This window comes from Aliidiomarina halalkaliphila (genome assembly GCF_007096385.1).
GTDB classification, from domain to species: domain Bacteria; phylum Pseudomonadota; class Gammaproteobacteria; order Enterobacterales; family Alteromonadaceae; genus Aliidiomarina; species Aliidiomarina halalkaliphila.
Genome location: NZ_VJWL01000001.1, coordinates 1193392 through 1211387 on the forward strand (window position 1 = coordinate 1193392; position 17996 = coordinate 1211387).

11 protein-coding genes are annotated in these 17996 nt (G+C 52.3%); 6 read left to right on the top strand and 5 right to left on the bottom strand.

The window, feature by feature from the left end; translation table 11 throughout:
• Positions 1–86: 86 nt before the first annotated feature.
• Positions 87–3551, top strand: coding sequence for a PAS domain-containing hybrid sensor histidine kinase/response regulator (locus FM042_RS05535; RefSeq protein ID WP_143235127.1), 3465 nt, complete (start codon positions 87–89; stop codon positions 3549–3551).
• Between the two features lie 234 nt (positions 3552–3785).
• Here the strand turns inward: FM042_RS05535 and FM042_RS05540 are convergent, their stop codons facing one another.
• Both FM042_RS05540 and acs read right to left on the bottom strand, forming a co-directional pair.
• Positions 3786–4430, bottom strand: a complete 645-nt coding sequence (locus FM042_RS05540) for a response regulator (protein ID WP_143235128.1) — start codon at positions 4428–4430, stop codon at positions 3786–3788.
• A 32-nt stretch (positions 4431–4462) separates the two neighbouring features.
• On the bottom strand, positions 4463–6406 hold the full coding sequence (acs, locus tag FM042_RS05545) for an acetate--CoA ligase (RefSeq protein ID WP_143235130.1): 1944 nt from the start codon (positions 6404–6406) through the stop codon (positions 4463–4465).
• 154 nt (positions 6407–6560) lie between these two features.
• Here acs and FM042_RS05550 point away from each other — a divergent pair, with 154 nt between their 5' ends.
• The 3 genes from FM042_RS05550 to FM042_RS05560 all read left to right on the top strand — a co-directional run bounded on the left by FM042_RS05550 (position 6561) and on the right by FM042_RS05560 (position 9853).
• Entirely contained in the window at positions 6561–7724 is a 1164-nt protein-coding gene (locus FM042_RS05550; RefSeq protein WP_143235132.1) for a DcaP family trimeric outer membrane transporter, read from the top strand.
• A 163-nt stretch (positions 7725–7887) separates the two neighbouring features.
• The gene (gene smrA / locus FM042_RS05555) at positions 7888–8481 is read left to right on the top strand and encodes a DNA endonuclease SmrA (RefSeq protein WP_143235134.1); all 594 of its coding nucleotides are present in this window, start codon (positions 7888–7890) and stop codon (positions 8479–8481) included.
• Between the two features lie 19 nt (positions 8482–8500).
• Positions 8501–9853 (top strand): alkaline phosphatase, encoded by a 1353-nt coding sequence (locus FM042_RS05560; protein ID WP_143235136.1) that lies wholly within the window; start codon positions 8501–8503, stop codon positions 9851–9853.
• Between the two features lie 77 nt (positions 9854–9930).
• On the opposite strand, the gene purL is transcribed toward FM042_RS05560, so the two are convergent.
• Entirely contained in the window at positions 9931–13815 is a 3885-nt protein-coding gene (gene purL, locus FM042_RS05565; RefSeq protein ID WP_143235138.1) for a phosphoribosylformylglycinamidine synthase, read from the bottom strand.
• Positions 13816–13983: 168 nt separating this feature from the next.
• On the opposite strand from purL, the gene mltF reads away from it, so the two are divergent.
• Together mltF and FM042_RS11840 are read left to right on the top strand one after the other, a co-directional pair.
• A complete protein-coding gene (gene mltF, locus FM042_RS05570) occupies positions 13984–15420 on the top strand; it encodes a membrane-bound lytic murein transglycosylase MltF (protein ID WP_143235140.1) in 1437 nt (478 codons plus the stop codon).
• Between the two features lie 75 nt (positions 15421–15495).
• Positions 15496–15657, top strand: coding sequence for a hypothetical protein (locus tag FM042_RS11840; protein WP_185960711.1), 162 nt, complete (start codon positions 15496–15498; stop codon positions 15655–15657).
• Between the two features lie 9 nt (positions 15658–15666).
• On the opposite strand, the gene tadA is transcribed toward FM042_RS11840, so the two are convergent.
• A complete protein-coding gene (gene tadA, locus FM042_RS05575) occupies positions 15667–16158 on the bottom strand; it encodes a tRNA adenosine(34) deaminase TadA (RefSeq protein ID WP_143235142.1) in 492 nt (163 codons plus the stop codon).
• A gap of 9 nt (positions 16159–16167) precedes the next feature.
• Positions 16168–17577: a Na+/H+ antiporter NhaC family protein gene (locus FM042_RS05580; protein ID WP_143235143.1), complete on the bottom strand. Its 1410-nt coding sequence runs from the start codon at positions 17575–17577 to the stop codon at positions 16168–16170.
• Between the last annotated feature and the right edge of the window lie 419 nt (positions 17578–17996).

A 17996-nucleotide genomic window follows, 5' to 3' on the forward strand; every position in this document is an offset into this window, starting at 1 on the left:
CCTTAGTCGAATAGCGGGTATTTCACTGGAGGTTTCCGACTAAAGTGTTAGATTAAGTGCACTGTTTCTATTGATTACCCTTTGCTATGACATTGATTCTGATTGGATCGGCCCTAGGCTACATTGGTTTGCTGTTTGCCATCGCGCTCTGGGGGGAAAAGAAGTCCACGTTTGGCTATCGCTTGAGTTTGCACCCTTGGGTGTATGGATTATCGCTCGCGATTTATTGCACTACCTGGACCTATTACGGTGCCGTAGGCAATGCGGTGGAAGGTGGTTGGAGCTTTTTACCTATTTTGCTCGGCCCCATTTTTCTCTATCTGTTTGCGTTACCTCTGATCCGCAAATTGGTGTTAGTCAGTAAGCAACAAAACTCTACATCGATCGCCGACTTTATCGCTTCCCGTTACGGCAAAAGCCACCGTATGGCATTGGTGGTGACCCTCTTCGCCGCCGCAGCCATCATTCCCTATATTGCCTTGCAACTAAAAGCCGTGGGGATCAGTTTTAATGTGCTTAGCGAGCTTCCCCCTGCTACCACGGGGGGCTCTCTCAAAGAGCTGGCTGTGGCTATTTTAATGGCACTGTTTGCCATTGTGTTTGGAACCCGTCGTTTGGAAGTTACCGAGTACCGCTCGGGTATGATGCTCGCCATCGCCTTCGAATCAGTGGTGAAGCTAGTCGCCCTCTGCGCTGCTGCCATTTTTGGTTGGATCTTATTTCGTGGCGGCAGCGATCTCGCCTTAGGTGCCCAACTCGATGCCATGGCCTTAAGTTCAGGTTGGAGCTTACGCGGTGCCCTCACCCCAGAGTTTTTTATTCAACTGGCTATGGCCGCAGGCGCCATTCTCTGCTTGCCACGGCAGTTCCATGTCACTGTGGTCGATAACTTACGTTTAAGCCATCTCAGTACCGCACGGTGGCTCTTCCCACTGTATTTAGCGCTGACCTCTCTAGCCATTGCCGCATTAGCCATTAGCGGGCAAAGTCTGCTCAGTGGGCAAAGTGACGGTTCCACCTTTCCGCTGCTGATCCCCATGGAGCATGGCCAGACGTGGCTGGCTATTTTGGTGTATATCGGCGGTATTTCCGCGGCCACGGCGATGGTCATTATTGCCACCCTCACCTTGAGCACCATGATTAGCAACGATGTGATTATGCCCATTTGGCTCACTCGAGAAGGCCGCAAGATTCCGCAACCCCATCGCTTTTCTCGGCGACTAATTCGGGTACGCCGCTACGCCATTGTGGCCGTTTTGCTTTTAGGATGGGCCTGTTACCACCTATGGATGGCGCGCCTCAATCTCGTCAGTATTGGCTTGCTTGCGTTCTCCGTTGTGTTGCAGTTACTCCCAGCGATTCTTGGTGGGCTTTACTGGCGCCGCGGTCATGCCCAAGGAGTGTATATGGGTCTGATCGCGGGTATGCTCGGTTGGTTATTCGCCATTTTACTGCCCTTAACTCAGTCGCCTATTGAACTTGCCGAACGCATTATTACTCATGGTACCGTGATTAGCTTGGGTCTGAATGCTCTCGCCTATTGTCTGTTTAGCTATCTGTCGGTTCCTGCTCTGGTGGATAAAATTCAAGCAACCGCCTTTGTGCAACCACGAGCGGCACAACAACATCCTGTAACTACCAAAACGTCTGAAACCGACGCCACCCGAGTCGCCGATTTGGTGCTTTTGATGGAAACCTTTCTCGGTGCAGAGCGTTCCAACGAGTTAGTGCGTGCTTACGAACATCATACAGTATTGCATCGGGAAGGCGTCGCCGATGCCCAGTTTATCGATTATGCCGAACGCTCTATCAGTGGCGTGTTAGGGGCGGCAACCGCGCGTTCACTCGTGACCGCCGCACTTGATAATCGCCAGTTGAAACTCGAAGAGGTGGTGCACTTTTTTGATGACACCACCCAAGCGCTGCAAACCCAGCAATCCATTATGTATTCATCTCTGGAAAACCTCGCCCAAGGTATCTCAGTGGTGAACAAAGATTTGCGCTTGGTGGTGTGGAACCGACGCTATCTTGAGTTATTTGAATACCCCGATGGCATGGTGCAACCGGGACGCCCTATCGCCGATTTAATTCGCTACAACGCCGAACGCGGTGAGTGCGGAGTCGGCGACATCGACGAATTGGTGGAGAAACGCTTACGCTATATGCAACAAGGGTCTGCCCACCGCTTTATCCGCCGCCGCTCTGACGGTCGTGTGATTGAAATGATTGGCAATCCGCTACCCAACGGGGGCTTCGTAACCAGCTTTACCGATGTCACTGAACACATCGAAACCCAACAGGCCCTCGAAGACGCCAATATAGATTTGGAAGCCCGCATTCGTAGCCGTACCGATGAAGTCAAAGAGATTAATCGGGAACTGACCGAGGAGATCGAGCGCCGCCGAGAAATTGAAAAAGCACTGCAAGCCGCCAAAGCGGAAGCCGAAGCCGCCAATGCCAGCAAAACCCGATTTCTTGCCTTGGCCAGTCACGATATTTTGCAGCCGCTAAACGCCGCGCGATTATATTTATCGGCGGTAAACGCAGACGATATGGATGAGCGCAACAGCAGTTTGGTGCACAAAGTAGATACCGCATTAGACTCCACAGAACATTTACTTTCCGCGTTGCTCTCAATAGCGAAGATGGATCAAGGGGCGATGCAACCGCAATTGCGCCATATCGATCTGGATACCATTTTAGGCCCCCTGGTGCCGGAATACGCGGTATTGGCCGAGCAACGGGAGCTACACTTCAAAGCGCGTTTGCGTAATCTAACCGTGTACACGGACCCCACATATTTGCGTCGCATTATTCAGAATTTCCTCTCCAATGCCATTAAATACACCGAGGCAGGCAAGGTGCTGCTCACCGTGCGACAACGGGCAGGCTTTGCGGAGTTAAGTGTTTGGGATACCGGCCCAGGCATTCCATCACAGAAATACGACGAAGTATTTGAAGCCTTTATTCGCTTGCATAAAGGCAGTACCAGCGGTGTTGGCTTGGGGTTGAGTGTCGCCAAACGAATGGCGGAGCAGCTTGATTGCCCCCTCACCGTGCGTTCGGAGTTAGGTCGAGGTAGTTGTTTCTCGGTGAAGGTTCCTTTAGGCGAAACGGCCAAAATCATTCCACGGCAAACCCATGAACGCTCGCAACAAGCGCATGATGGATTATGTATCCTGTGTGTTGATGATGACCGGGAGAATCTGAACGCCCTGCACGCATTACTGGATAAATGGAATTGTACCGCCGTGCAATTTACCACCCCACAAGAAGCTCTTGTTTGGGCCAAAAACAACCCTGCCCCCGATGGTGTGTTGCTCGATTACCAGCTTGGGGAGCACGGCGATGGTTTGGCGTTATGGCAATCCCTGAGAGAGTTATGGCCCCATGCGGTTCCCGGTGCCTTAGTGACCGCGGTGCGGGATCCGGAACTCAAAGTTGAAACGCGCAAAACAGGGCTACAGTTTTTAGCCAAACCGGTGCGGCCTGCCCAGCTAAAAGCCCTACTCCAGCATATGCAGCGACAAAAAGAGACGCGCACTCACTAATGGCGTTGGAGTGGCTCTGCGGAGGCTTTGAGAGAGGCTTTGGGAAATGGGGGGTTAGGATATGCCTCGTGCTCAAAGCAGGCTCAGGCCAACGCGGTGCGTTGGGAACGGAGTGCGGAGGGAGAAGTCGGCGCCGGGCGGGTGTCTGCCGCAGGGATGCGGCAGCCAAGCCCCCACGGATGGGTTCACGGCGTCCCGCACGGAGGCGATTCTCACTCCGTGCTCAAAGCAGGCTCAGGCCAACGCGGAGAGTTGCAGACGCTCTGCTATGAGCACCGCTTGCGTGCGGTTGTAGACGTCGAGCTTGCGAAAAATAGCCGTCATGTGAGCTTTTACGGTGGCTTCGGTAATGCCAAGTTCGTAGGCGATTTGCTTGTTCAGGAGGCCTTCATGCACGTAATACAGCACTCGGTACTGTTGCGGCGTGAGATCAGCAATTTTCTCTGCCAATTCCTTATCTTCCTGAGAAACATCAGAGATTTGTTCAGCCACACCTTCAGGCACCCACTCATCGCCATCCAAGATACTTGCGATGGCGCTAGCGATTTGCGCCGACGGTAAGGATTTTGGAATAAATCCGAGAGCACCAAAGCCCATACAGCGACCAATTACTTGAATATCTTCAGCGCCACTAATGACCGCGATGGGCAACAATGGATAATCATTACGAATCCGAATAAGTCCGTATAAATCCCCCGCCCCCGGCATGTGCAAATCTAACAACAATAAATCGATATCGTCGTCATTGGCCAATGCCGCTAAGGTAGAATCCAAACTATCCGTTTCACGAATGTGAAGATCGGAAAAATGATTCGCGAGCGCCCCTTGCAGGGCCTCGCGAAAAAGTGGGTGGTCATCAGCGATTAATAATCGGGTCATAGCGCTTTCCGGGCGGCTATGCGCCCGGTTCCTTACCGGTTAAGTCGATTCTCTATCAGAGAATCTACCACACTCGGATCGGCGAGCGTAGAGGTATCGCCAAGTTGACTATGTTCATTGCAAGCAATCTTCCGCAAGATCCGACGCATAATCTTACCGGAACGTGTTTTTGGTAAGCCCGGCGCCCACTGAATAAAATCAGGTGTGGCAATGGGGCTTAACTCTGAACGCACCCATTTTACCAATTCAGTAAGCAAGTCATCGCTGGCGTCCACGCCATCCACCACAGTGACATACACGTAAATGCCCTGACCTTTCAGGTCGTGGGGATAACCCACTACAGCCGCTTCTGCGACGGCTTTATGCGCCACCAAGGCGCTTTCGATTTCTGCAGTGCCTAAACGGTGGCCCGATACGTTAAGCACATCGTCGACCCGTCCAGTAATCCAGAAATGACCGTCTTCATCGCGGCGTGCGCCGTCACCCGTAAAGTAGACGTTTTTATAGGTACTAAAATACGTTTGCTCAAAGCGTTCGTGGTCGCCCCACAAAGTACGCGCTTGTGACGGCCAAGAGTCTTCTATGATCAGGTTGCCGTCGGTCGCTCCTTCAAGCACCTTGCCGTCGTTATCTACCAACTTCGGCTTAATGCCAAAGAACGGCAACATGGCAGACCCTGGCTTCATATCCGTGGCTCCTGGAAACGGCGCAATCAAAATGCCGCCGGTTTCTGTTTGCCACCAGGTATCAATCACTGGGCATGCACTGTTACCAATGGTTTCGTAATACCATTCCCAGGCTTCAGGGTTAATCGGCTCGCCCACTGACCCTAACAAACGCAGGCTGTCACGAGCGCTGCCTTTCGCAGCCGCATTCCCTTTCGCCATCAGTGCGCGCACCGCCGTAGGTGCCGTGTACAAAATCGTCACCTGATGCTTATCCACCACTTTGCCAATCCGGGATACGTCTGGATAGGTGGGCACCCCTTCAAACATCAATGTGGTCGTGCCGTTTGCCAAGGGACCATACACGATATAGCTATGGCCGGTAATCCAGCCCACATCGGCAGCGCACCAGTACACATCGTTTTCTTGCAGATCAAAGGAATACTCATGCGTCATGGAGGCATAGACCATGTAACCACCAGTGGTATGCACCACGCCTTTCGGTTTCCCAGTAGATCCCGAGGTATACAGAATAAACAAGGGGTCTTCTGCAGCCATCACTTCTGGTGGGCAATCGCTATCGCAATCACCAATCAGGTCATGCCACCAGATATCGCGATTCGCTTCGAGAGGGTAATCAGTATCTGTGTGCTTGAGTACCACCACATGTTCAATGCTTTCGCAGGCGTTATTAGATAGCGCTTTGTCTACATTTGGCTTGAGCGGCACTACTTTGCCACCGCGACGGCCTTCATTGGCGGTAATCACCACTTTGGCACCACAGTCATTCACCCGATCGGCAATGGCGTTGGGTGAAAAGCCGGCAAAAATGACCGAATGTACTGCGCCTAAGCGGGCACAGGCTAGCATGGCATAGGCCGCTTCCGGCACCATCGGCATATAAATTGCCACCCGGTCGCCTTTCTTCACACCGAGTTTCTTCAAACCATTCGCAAAGCGCGCCACACTCTCATGCAGCTCACGAAAAGAAATATGCTTTTGCACATCCACTTCGTCGCCTTCCCAAATAATCGCAGTTTTGTCGGCACGTTCTGGCAGGTGGCGGTCGACACAGTTGTAGCACGCATTTAAGGTACCATCGCTATACCACTGGATATCAATATTGCCTGGAGCAAAGCTCGTTTGCTTCACTTTGCTATAAGGGCTGAACCAGCTAATGCGCTTTCCTTCTTCGCGCCAAAAGGCTTCCGGGTCGGCAATGGATGCTTGGTATTTTTCCTGATAGCTTTCAGGATTGAGTCGCGCATGCGCTTTTACTGCATCCGACATCGGATAAACTTTTGCTGACATCTGTGTTCCTCCTTAATTCTGATGCTCCCATTTGTACTGATTCTGCCGCGGGAAACCTATTAGACCATAGTCTAGATTGATTCTCCCTGCATCTTCCCGAATGCTTAAAAGCACCGAAAGACAACGAATTGGCACGGCCAGTGAGGAGATTTTCATGGCACCATTAAAAACCTTTGGCGCGCTCGCGTCCATCGCAAGCATCACCATTGCCGGGAGTGTTTTACCCATCAGCAACGCCTATGCAGACACCCAGTTTAGCTATGGCGGCTACCTAAAATTTGATGCCATGACGACCCGCACTGACAGCGGTTCCTTACCTTCTGGCAGTATCGGACGTGATTTTTACATCCCTGGGCTCACCCCGATTGGCGGTGACAGCAACACTTATACAGACTTTCACGCTCGCGAAACTCGCTTCTTCTTTCGGGCTACGCAAAAATTAGCCAACGGCGAAACCGTCACCGGGTATGTGGAGTTTGATTTCCTCGGCACGCCAGGCGGTGATAAGCGAGTCACCAATAGCTATTCGCCCCGCGTGCGACATGCCTATATTCAATATCAAAATTGGCTCGCAGGTCAATTTTGGAGTAACTTCATGGATGTCACCATCATTCCAGAAAGTATTGATTTTATTGGAAATCCAGATGGGATCGTGTTTAATCGCCAACCCCAACTTCGCTATAGCACAGACAACGGCTGGTCATTCTCTGTAGAAGCGCCGGAAACTACAGTAACGCCTTATCAGGGGGGTAATAGTCGTATCACCACTGGTGATACGGCCATGCCCGACATTACCGCCCGTTATCAAACCCGTTTCGACAATGTACATCTCTCGGTAGCAGGTCTTTATCGGCAACTTGAGTATCGCCAACAAGGGGTGAGCGATACCACCGCTGGGTATGGTATTGCTATCAGCAGTAAGATTGATTTAGGCCCACACGATCTTCGGTTAGGTGTCGTTCATGGGGACGGTATTGGCCGTTATGTGGGGATTAACTCCGTGAATGATGCCGTGATTACTGATGATCTCAATTTAGATTCCCTAGGTTATACCGGATACACCGTGTCCTATCGGCATGTGTGGAGTGATCAGTATCGTAGCAACCTGATATTTTCCCGAGGACAGTTTAAAGACCAACGGGAACTCACCGGCATCGATGCCAACGACCACACCCAGCGCATCGCCGTAAACCTTATGTATCAAGTGAACGAAAAACTCCTTGTGGGCGCTGAACTAAGTCGAGCCAACCGCGAGTTGCTCAGCGGTGCCGACGGCAACCTAGACCGTTTCCAAGTAGGTGTGCGTTACGCCTTCTAAACTTCCCTTTGCTGCGTCCCCTATATAACAACCGTTCCTAAGGCAATCATCGTTATTCGATGATTGCCTTGTTGTTTTGCGACCAATACGCTTTCCCCTGTGCCATAACCGTCCGGAAATTTGATACACTGTTCGCAGTAGTCTTCAGTCGTTGGGAGTCGGTATGGCAAATTCAGATCAACCAGATGATGGCTTAGACTTATTTCGTGAACTGATGCACGATGTAGCCCGCATCAAAGCCGATGATGTGGTGTTGCGGCAAAAGCAAAATCTCACTCCAGAACAGCAAGAAGAGCGACGTAAAGCTGCGCAAGCCAGTGAGGATGCCGATAGCATCGCCTTGAGTGAGGAAGTGCGGGAATGGGTAGAGCCCAATGATCCGATATTTTGGCGCAAAAATGGCGTACAAGACGGGGTGTTTCGGCAACTCAAGCGTGGCCAATACGAACCACAAGCCACACTCAACCTGCATCAATTACGCGTGCGCGAAGCTCGCAGAGAAGTGGCTGGATTTATTATGGAGTGTTATCGCACTGGGGTGCGTACGGCCTTGATCATTCATGGTTTGGGTTTAAAAAGTCAACCGCGACCGGCACTCCTTAAAAGTTTATGTAACCAATGGCTCCCCGACTTAGAGCCGGTACTCGCCTTTCATTCGGCACAAAAGAAGCATGGGGGCGCCGGGGCCACTTATGTCATGATACGGAAAAATTCGACGACTAAACTGGCCAATAAAGAAAAGAACCGTAAACGTTAAAAGAGATAGGAAGATAAATATGAAGCATTTTTTTAGTGCGTTAACTTTTGCACTGGTGTTGCTGGTTGCGACCAGTTCCCCTGTACTTGCAGAATCCAAGGGCGAAGGTGTAGAGGGTCCACAGCGCATTATTTTGGTCATTGCGGACGGCATGGGTTTTCCTTACCTCACCGCCTATCGGCATTTTAAAGATGGCCGTAATTACACGCACGACAGCGATGTGGAACGGACCTGGTTTGATCGCCATTTCGTAGGCATGGCAAGCACCTACCCCGCCGACGAGACGCAAGTAACGGATTCGGCCGCAAGCGCCACAGCCCTTGCCACCGGCTATAAAACCTTTAACGGTGCTATTTCGGTGGATGCTGAACACAATCCCATTCGTACCGTGATGCAATACGCCAAAGACAACGACTGGCGCACCGGTACTGTGGTCACAACCCGCGTGACGCACGCAACGCCTGCAGCCTTTTTCGCCCACGTGCCTTCACGCCGCATGGAGGCCGACATTGCCGATCAGATGTCGGCGCTTCGAGACGATGGCACGGCCAATTTTGACGTAGTGCTTGGTAGTGGCACGCGCTTTTTTGTGCGTACTGAAGAAGATGGTACTGAAGTAAATCACATTCGTACGTTGCAAGACGCCGGCGTGCGTTTTGTGGAAAGCTACGAGCAACTGCAAGCACAACAGCGCTTACCGCTGCTGGGCCTATTCCATGATGACGCCTTCCCATATGTGATCGACGATAAGAAGCGGTTACGCATGATGAGCGAAGAGGCCCTGCGCTTATTGGATAACGAAGACCGCCCCTACATCATTATGATTGAAGCTGCGATGATCGATTGGTGTGGACATGCCAATGATATCGCGTGCGCCATGCACGAAATGGCCGAGCTCGAAGAGTTGATGGAGTTTTTATATGACTACGCGTCTGATCGTACTGACACTGCGGTAATTCTCACTGCAGACCACTCTACCGGTGGCCTGACCCTCGGTGCCGACGGCGACTATAAGTGGATGGCTGCAGAGGTTCACAAAATCGGGCGAGGTTTGCGCACCATGGCCAGCGATTTAGTCGATATGCCGGCGGTGGATTGGGATGAGTACATCGAAAAATACTTACCTTTCCCGCTCACCATGGATCAGCAATCCGCCTTGCGTGATCACTCGAGCCGCTCAGATCGCAGCCGTTCTGCAATTCAACAGGTTCTTGTGGATATCGTACGCTTTCATACAGGTACCGGTTGGACAACCGGCGGTCATACCGGTGAAGATGTTCCTGTGATTACATTCGGCCCTTGGGCAGATTACTTCCGGGGCTTCCAAGACCAAACAGATATTGGCCGACAGTTGATTGAGTGGGTCAAGTAACCCTCAATTCGCTAAGCACATCCTATAGAAAAGGGGCTTTCGCCCCTTTTTTGTGTCTGTTCCGCCGGTTTCCTGGCTTAACCGAGAGTTTTCCGAGCATTACGGAAAATCCGCATCCAGGCGCCATCTTCGCCCCAAGTTTCTGGATACCAGCTGTTAGCAATACTGCGGAATACCCGCTCTGGGTGGGGCATCATAGCCGTAACACGCCCATCGGCACTGGTAATCCCGGTAATGCCCTGCGCTGAACCATTGGGGTTGGCCGGATAGGTTTCCGTCACTTTGCCAAAGTTGTCCACATAACGCAGTGTAATCTGGCCTTGGTCGTTCAACCCTTGCAGCGCATTGCCGCTGCTGAACTCGACCCGACCTTCCCCGTGCGATACGGCAATTGGCATACGCGATCCCGCCATACCGTCAAACCAAGGCGAGTGGCTCTTTTGCACTTCGACCATGGCCACTCGCGCTTCAAAGCGTTCTGATCGATTGGTAACAAAGCGCGGCCAATGCTTAGTTCCAGGAATAAGTTCGTGGAGCGTACTTAACATTTGGCAACCGTTACACACCCCAAGTGCGAGGGTATCGGGCCGTGCAAAGAACTGCTCAAACTGATCACGGGCTTGTGCGTTAAACAGAATCGATTTGGCCCAACCTTCACCCGCCCCTAATACGTCGCCGTAAGAGAAACCACCACACGCAGCGAGGGCTTGGAAGTCGCTTAATTGGATACGACCGGCGAGAATATCGCTCATGTGTACGTCAATCGCTTGGAAACCTGCGCGATCGAAAGCTGCAGCCATTTCATAATGGGAGTTCACCCCTTGCTCACGCAGTACCGCAACTTTGGGTGCAACGCCTTTCAGAATAAAGGGCGCGGCGATATCATTAGACGGATCATAGGTGAGCGCTGCGTGCAGGCCGGGGTTCAACGGATCTTGCTTGCTCGCGAACTCTTGATCGGCGCAGTCTGGGTTATCCCGTAAACGCTGCATCTGATGGGTTGTTTCTGCCCAGATAGACCGCAATTCAGCGCGGTCGCCGCTAAACACCACATCATTGTGCTGGCGAATTGTAATGCCGTTATCCGCTGTCACTGTGCCTAAATCCACCACCATATCGCCAAGATCAAAGTCGGCAAAGCGCTGTTTCACATAATCTGCCGTTTGCGCCGATACCTGAATCACGCCTCCGAGTTCTTCCGCAAATAAGGCTGCGACTGGGTGTTGTGCGGGCGGAAGGGAGACGTCGACGCCGCAGTTTCCAGCAAAGGCCATTTCCGCCAACGTAATAAACAAACCACCATCCGAGCGATCGTGATAGGCCAGAAGCTCATCACGGGCTACTAACTCTTGCATCACGGTAAAGAACGTACGCAAATGTTCTGGGGAATCGAGATCCACGGGTTGGTCACCGAGCTCTCTATATACTTGCGCCAAACTAGACGCTCCTAGCCGGTTCTGACCACGACCCAAATCGAGCAATAACAGCCGGGTTCCATCGATATCTGGGCGCAGCTGTGGGGTTACGGTTTTACGAACATCAGTCACCCGACCAAAGGCAGTAATCACCAGCGATAACGGCGAGATCACTGCTTTTTCTTCGCCATTTTCCTGCCAACGCGTTTGCATCGACATAGAATCTTTACCCACCGGAATGGTTAATCCTAGCGCGGGGCAGAGCTCTTCACCGACAGCTTTGACGGCCGCGTACAAGCCTGCATCTTCGCCCGGATGGCCGGCAGGGGCCATCCAGTTCGCCGATAGTTTAATGCGTTTGAAATCACCAATGGCGGTTCCGGCAATATTGGTAATGGCTTCTGCAACCGCCACCCGGGCCGATGCGGCATGATTGAGTAATGCAATAGGGGTGCGTTCACCCATGGCCATGGCTTCACCAGCGTAGCTATCATATGAAGCGGCGGTGACCCCACAGTCTGCCACTGGAATTTGCCAAGGCCCGACCATTTGATCCCGCGCAACCAAGCCGGTCACACTGCGATCACCGATAGTAATCAAGAAGGTTTTCTCGGCAATGGCTGGCAAGCGTAATAAGCGTTGCACCGCATCGGCGACATCGATCTTCGCGGCATCCAAGGCTGGGCTATTCACTACACTGGTATCAGCGTTGCGATGCATCTTCGGCGGCTTACCGAGCAGTACGTTCAGCGGTAAATCCACCGGGTAGTTATCAAAGACTTCGTCGTATAAGCGTAACGTTTGCCGTTCGGTGGCTTCACCGACCACCGCAAATGGCGCGCGTTCACGCTTACAGATGGCTTCAAATACCGACAAACGCTCAGGTGCAATCGCCATCACATAACGTTCTTGAGACTCGTTCGACCAAATTGCCATCGGCGACATACCCGGCTCGTCGTTAGGGATAGCCCGCAGTTTAAATTCGCCACCACGACCACCGTCATTCACCAGTTCCGGTAATGCGTTAGATAGCCCGCCGGCACCCACATCATGAATAAACACAATTGGATTCTGATCACCAAGCTGCCAGCAGCGGTCGATTACTTCCTGACAGCGCCGCTCCATCTCTGGGTTTTCCCGTTGTACCGAGGCAAAGTCAAGGGCTTCTGAAGATTCACCGGAGGCCATGGAAGAAGCAGCACCGCCGCCCAAGCCGATATTCATCGCTGGGCCGCCAAGCACCACTAAAGGCGCACCGACAGGGATCTCGTCTTTCTCGACATGATCCGCACGAATGTTGCCCAAGCCACCGGCAATCATAATCGGCTTATGGTATCCGCGCACTTCGTTGCCGTTAAAGCTCACCACTTGCTCTTCATAGGTACGGAAATAACCGGTGATATTCGGACGGCCAAATTCGTTGTTAAAGGCTGCGCCACCGAGTGGACCTTCCAGCATAATATCTAGGGCACTGACAATGCGGCCAGGACGACCAAAATCCGCTTCCCAAGGCTGTTCAAAACCAGGAATACGTAAGTTAGACACGGAGAACCCAACCAAGCCGGCTTTAGGCTTCGCACCAATTCCGGTGGCGCCCTCATCACGAATCTCACCACCGCTGCCGGTCGCTGCCCCCGGATATGGGGAAATCGCGGTAGGATGGTTGTGGGTTTCCACTTTCATTAAAATATGAATGGGCTCGCCATGATAGCGGTACTCACTAGTGCCTGCTTCCGGGAAGAAGCGCCCTGCCTCTGAACCCTCCATCACCGCTGCGTTATCTTTGTAGGCCGACAATACGTAATCTGGCGTCGCCTCGTAGGTACGCTTAATCATTTTAAATAGCGACTTTGCTTGATCGACACCATCGATGGTCCAGGACGCATTAAAAATCTTATGCCGACAATGTTCCGAGTTGGCCTGAGCAAACATATAGAGCTCAGCGTCTACCGGGTTGCGATTCAGTTTTTGGAAGTTTTCTGTTAGGTAATCAATTTCATCATCAGCCAGCGCCAATCCCAAATCTTGGTTGGCTTTGGCCAATGCGGAGCGCCCTGCGCCCAAAATATCTACAGTTGTAAAAGGAACTGGCGCCTGCTCTGCAAACAACACATGCGCATCATCTAAGTGGGTAAAAGTACTCTCAGTCATGCGGTCATGCAGCAGCAGACTCGCATTTTTCAATTGCTCCGGGCTTAAATCCCCTTCCAAGTAATAACTGACACCACGCTCAATCCGTTCGATCCCTTCCAGTCCACAGTTATGCGCAATATCAGTTGCTTTGGACGACCACGGTGAAATCGTTCCCACCCGCGGTGTGACGAGAACTAATGCCCCTTCGGGTGCGTGTGATTCCCGTTGCGGGCCGTAATGAAGTAACGCGTCGAGCACATTTGTCTGTTCTGATGTTAAGGCCGAATGGGCCCGCACAAAATGAACGAACTCCGCGTAAATTGCGGTAACAGGCAGTTGCGCCGCCTGCAAACGTTGTAATGTTTTTTGTGCACGAAATTCAGACAAAGCAGGTGAACCACGAAGGATTTCCACAGGTAAAGCTCCGGATTGCATTGAGGGACTTGGATGGCCCTGCATTATAGAGAAAAGTGTCGCAATTTGCGACACAAACGAGAATGCACCGACCACTTCCTTCTGGTATAACTACAGGTATAACTACATGGTGATTTATTCCCAGTGCGATACCGAGGTGAGACATTCATGATGCAAACAACGCGAACACGACTACGCTCGTTGTTTTCCCTATGCCTTGGGGGTTTGCTCATTGTCCTTATCAGTGGGTGTCAGGCCGATAAGGTCGATCAACATCAACTGGAGCGCATTCAAGAACGCGGTACCCTGCGTGTGGGCACCATGATGTCGCCGGTGAATTACTATCTTGCCGCTGATCACAGCGGAACTGGGTTTGAGTACGAGCTATTTCGTAGTTTTGCCAATTCACTCAATGTCGAGTTAGAGATTGTGGTGCGCTATGAACTGCGCGAGTTGTGGCAGCTATTAGAAGCTCGGGAAGTCGACTTTCTTGCTGCGGGTCTGGATGTTACCGATGATCGTCGCCGTATTTTCCGCTTTTCTCCGCCCTATCACCATATCGAACAAAAACTCGTCTATCGCCAAGATACCCGCGATCGGCCCCGAGATTGGTCGCAAGTAGACGGCCGCATTCGTGTTGTTACGGGTAGTAGTCATGAAGGCTTACTTAAACGCTTAAGCGAACGCTACCCGCATTTGCAGTGGAGTAGCACGCCATTGTACGACGCCGATGAGCTTCTCGATCATGTGATGCGTGATGACATTGATTTCACCATCGCCGACTCGCACCATCTGGATATCAAGCGGCGCGCATTTCCCGATTTATCCATCGCCTTTACCGTGCGTGACGATACCCCACTGGCTTGGGCCTTCCCTGGAGGCACCGACGATTCACTTTATGCCGCTGCTATTGAATTTATTGGCGCTAGCCATGAAAACGGGTTGTTAGTGCAACTGGTGGATCGCTATTTTGGTCATGTGGCCCAGTTTAATGTAGTAGACACCCGCGCATTTATTGCAGCAACCGAGAATGTGTTACCTGAGTACCGTGATTTATTCGAAGAGTACGCCGGTGAATTCGATTGGCGTTTAATTGCTGCGTTGAGCTATCAAGAGTCTCATTGGAATCCTTGGGCTCGCTCGCCTACCGGCGTGCGCGGTATGATGATGCTGACGCTCCCCACTGCCGAGCAACTGGGCGTGCGCAGTCGCTTAGATCCCCAACAAAGTATTCGTGGCGGCGCCGACTACTTGCATCGTCTGCACCGCCGTTTACCGGATCGTATTCAGGAGCCAGACCGCACCTGGATGGCCCTCGCAGCCTATAACGTGGGTCTCGGTCATTTAGAAGATGCGCGTGTCATCACCCAACGTCAGGGCGGCAATCCTGATTACTGGATTGACGTACGTGAACGGCTTCCATTACTGCGGCAAAAGCAATATTACCGTAATACGCGGTTTGGCTTCGCTCGCGGCGATGAACCGGTGCGTTACGTAGAAAATATCCGTCGTTACTTTGATACCTTGGTGTGGCTCGACGAGCAGAATAGATTACCTAATGGAGAATCCGAGGCTATCGTTCGCCAAGGCCAAAGCGCACAATAGTCGATGGCTTACCGTGGTAATCGGATATAAAAGCTGTTAAAAAGAACAAAAACCGAGACCAGAAGGGGAAAGGTGATGGGACGGAAAGGTCGAGTACTTCGCAATGAACGTCGTCGCCAACTGTGGAAACGCCATCAACGCTCGGTCGCCGACCGACGCTCCAAGTGGTTCTACACCACCGAAACCTGCCATAAAGTAAGTCTTCCCATCGATTGTCGGGAGCCTGAAGAGCTCTAAGCTCTCAGGTTACTTGTCGGTCGCGGCGCGTTTTAGCGCCTTTTGCAATGCGCGGCGCTTTTTAAAAAAGCCCGACAATTGCTCGCCACAGGTTTCTCCTAACACCCCTGCACTGACCTCAATGTGATGATTCAGTTGCTCATGGCGTGTGAGGTCTAACAAACTTCCTGCCGCACCTGTTTTTGGATCCGCCGCACCATACACTAATCGCTTGATACGACTATGCACCAAAAGCCCTGCGCACATAGGGCAAGGCTCAAGAGTGACGTATAAGGTGGTGTCGAGAAGTCGGTAATTCCCTAAAGTGGCAGCGCCCTGGCGAATGGCTTGTACTTCTGCATGCAACGATGGATCACAACCACCAATGACATGATTGCGCCCTTCCCCAATAATTTCGTCTTGATATACCAGCACAGCGCCCACAGGCACTTCGCCTTCGGCCTCAGCTTCACTAGCAAGCGCTAGGGCTCGCTGCATGTAAAATTCATCACGTTCGCTCATGGCGCAAGTTTACATCATCAACCCAGCAATCACATAGAGTACTGTGGTAATGAATGCGGCGAGCAAAGCATATGGAAGTTGCGTTTGCACGTGCTCAATATGGTCCACCCCGGATGCCAAAGACGCAATAATAGTGGTGTCGCTAATAGGCGATGCATGATCCCCAAAGATCCCGCCAGCTAGTGCTGCTGCTACAAGCAAGGGCACTGGTAAGCCTAGGCTCATTGCCAGTGGAATGGCCAATGGCAACATAATTGCGAAGGTTCCCCAGCTCGAACCAATGGCAAATGCGGTGAGCGCGGCCAATAAGAAAATGAGGGCCGGTAGAATCCATGTGGGTAAGGCTTCGTTCAAGATATCTGCAAGATAGGCGCCGCTTCCGAGGGTTCGGGTGGCATCGCCAAGGGTAATAGCCAACCACAATATCACCGCAAGCGGCAAAATTTTCCACGCGCCCCGAAGTATGGCCTCCACTAAGGTTTTTGCCGGCGTACGCAAGCTCCAAGCGGAGCCGATAATGGCGATGATTAAAGCGGTCACAATGGCCACGAACACACTGACCATGCCCTTGCCGCGCACTATGGAGCCGTCTCCAGTGATATACAGCATGATGGGTACGAGCAGCACCATGGTAATTAAACTGACCAGTACGGTGGCCACGGCGCCGCGATGAATCGTTTCCACGGGCGCACGTCCAGGGCCTTTCGGTTTTGCTTCTTCTTCGGCAGCCACGGCACGCAAACGGGCTTCTCGCTCGTAACGACGCATAGGGCCAAATGACCAACCAGTCCAAGCCACACCAAACGCCATGACAAGGGCAACAATGGCATAAAAATTCAGCACCACGGCATAGATTAAGGTGGTGAGAGGATCCGCCACGCCCTGATTACCAATCAGGCCAAGGTTAAACGCGCCCCAGGCATTCAAGGGAATCAAAATACACACGGGCGCGCAGGTGGAATCAACAAGATAAGCCAGTTTCTGGCGGGAGATTCCCAACTTGTCGTACACGGGCCGGGAGGTAGTACCGGAGGTCATAATGGACACGTTCGATTCAATAAACACGGCCACGCCAAGTAACCAAGTAAAGAGTCGGGCGCGACGCTTGGTGGGCACGATTTGTTTGCGCTCAAGGGCGCGTACAAAATGGGTGAAGGTTCCCCCACGCTCGAGTACACCAAATAAGGCACCAATGGCGAGGGTAAAGCCCCAGATGAGTTGATTACTTGGGTCGATCAGAGTTTCGCCCAAGCTTACGGTCCCGGACCAAAGGCCGTCGCCGACATTGGGCATAAACAACAAGACATGGGCCAACAAAACACCACCCAGGAGTGCCCAAATCACTTTGCGGGTGGCTATGGCAAATACAATGGCAAGTAACGACGGTAACAGGCTAATCCAGCCAAGTTCGGTATTCATGAAACAATCCTTGAGAAAAACGCTCCCAAAACATTACCGACCTTTCCCCGTTCACGCAAGCTCCGTCGCGTGGCCATAGACTCCGCTGATGTAGCTGGCCTTGACGACGTGGTGAAGGGATACACTTTGTCAGGGACGCTGCAAGTCCATCCATGGACGCTCGGCCTCGGCATCCATGCCTCGGACGCCCTGCCAAAGTGTATCCCTCCCCCACATATCTACCCCACAGTCAGAACCCGAGCCTGCAACCCCACCCAAGCACCCAATGCACCGCGTTGGCCCTAGACTCCGCTGATGCAGCTGGCCTTGCGACGTGGTGAAGGGATACACTTTATCAGGGATGCTGCAAGTCCATCCATGGACGCTCGGCCTCGGCATCCATGCCTCGGACGCCCTGCCAAAGTGTATCCCTCCCCCAC

Coding starts and splice junctions, on each gene's coding strand:
- FM042_RS05535 (WP_143235127.1), top strand. CDS start 87: ATGACATTGATTCTGATTGGATCGGCCCTAGGCTACATTGGTTTGCTG.
- FM042_RS05540 (WP_143235128.1), bottom strand. CDS start 4,430: ATGACCCGATTATTAATCGCTGATGACCACCCACTTTTTCGCGAGGCC.
- acs (WP_143235130.1), bottom strand. CDS start 6,406: ATGTCAGCAAAAGTTTATCCGATGTCGGATGCAGTAAAAGCGCATGCG.
- FM042_RS05550 (WP_143235132.1), top strand. CDS start 6,561: ATGGCACCATTAAAAACCTTTGGCGCGCTCGCGTCCATCGCAAGCATC.
- smrA (WP_143235134.1), top strand. CDS start 7,888: ATGGCAAATTCAGATCAACCAGATGATGGCTTAGACTTATTTCGTGAA.
- FM042_RS05560 (WP_143235136.1), top strand. CDS start 8,501: ATGAAGCATTTTTTTAGTGCGTTAACTTTTGCACTGGTGTTGCTGGTT.
- mltF (WP_143235140.1), top strand. CDS start 13,984: ATGATGCAAACAACGCGAACACGACTACGCTCGTTGTTTTCCCTATGC.
- FM042_RS11840 (WP_185960711.1), top strand. CDS start 15,496: ATGGGACGGAAAGGTCGAGTACTTCGCAATGAACGTCGTCGCCAACTG.
- tadA (WP_143235142.1), bottom strand. CDS start 16,158: ATGAGCGAACGTGATGAATTTTACATGCAGCGAGCCCTAGCGCTTGCT.
- FM042_RS05580 (WP_143235143.1), bottom strand. CDS start 17,577: ATGAATACCGAACTTGGCTGGATTAGCCTGTTACCGTCGTTACTTGCC.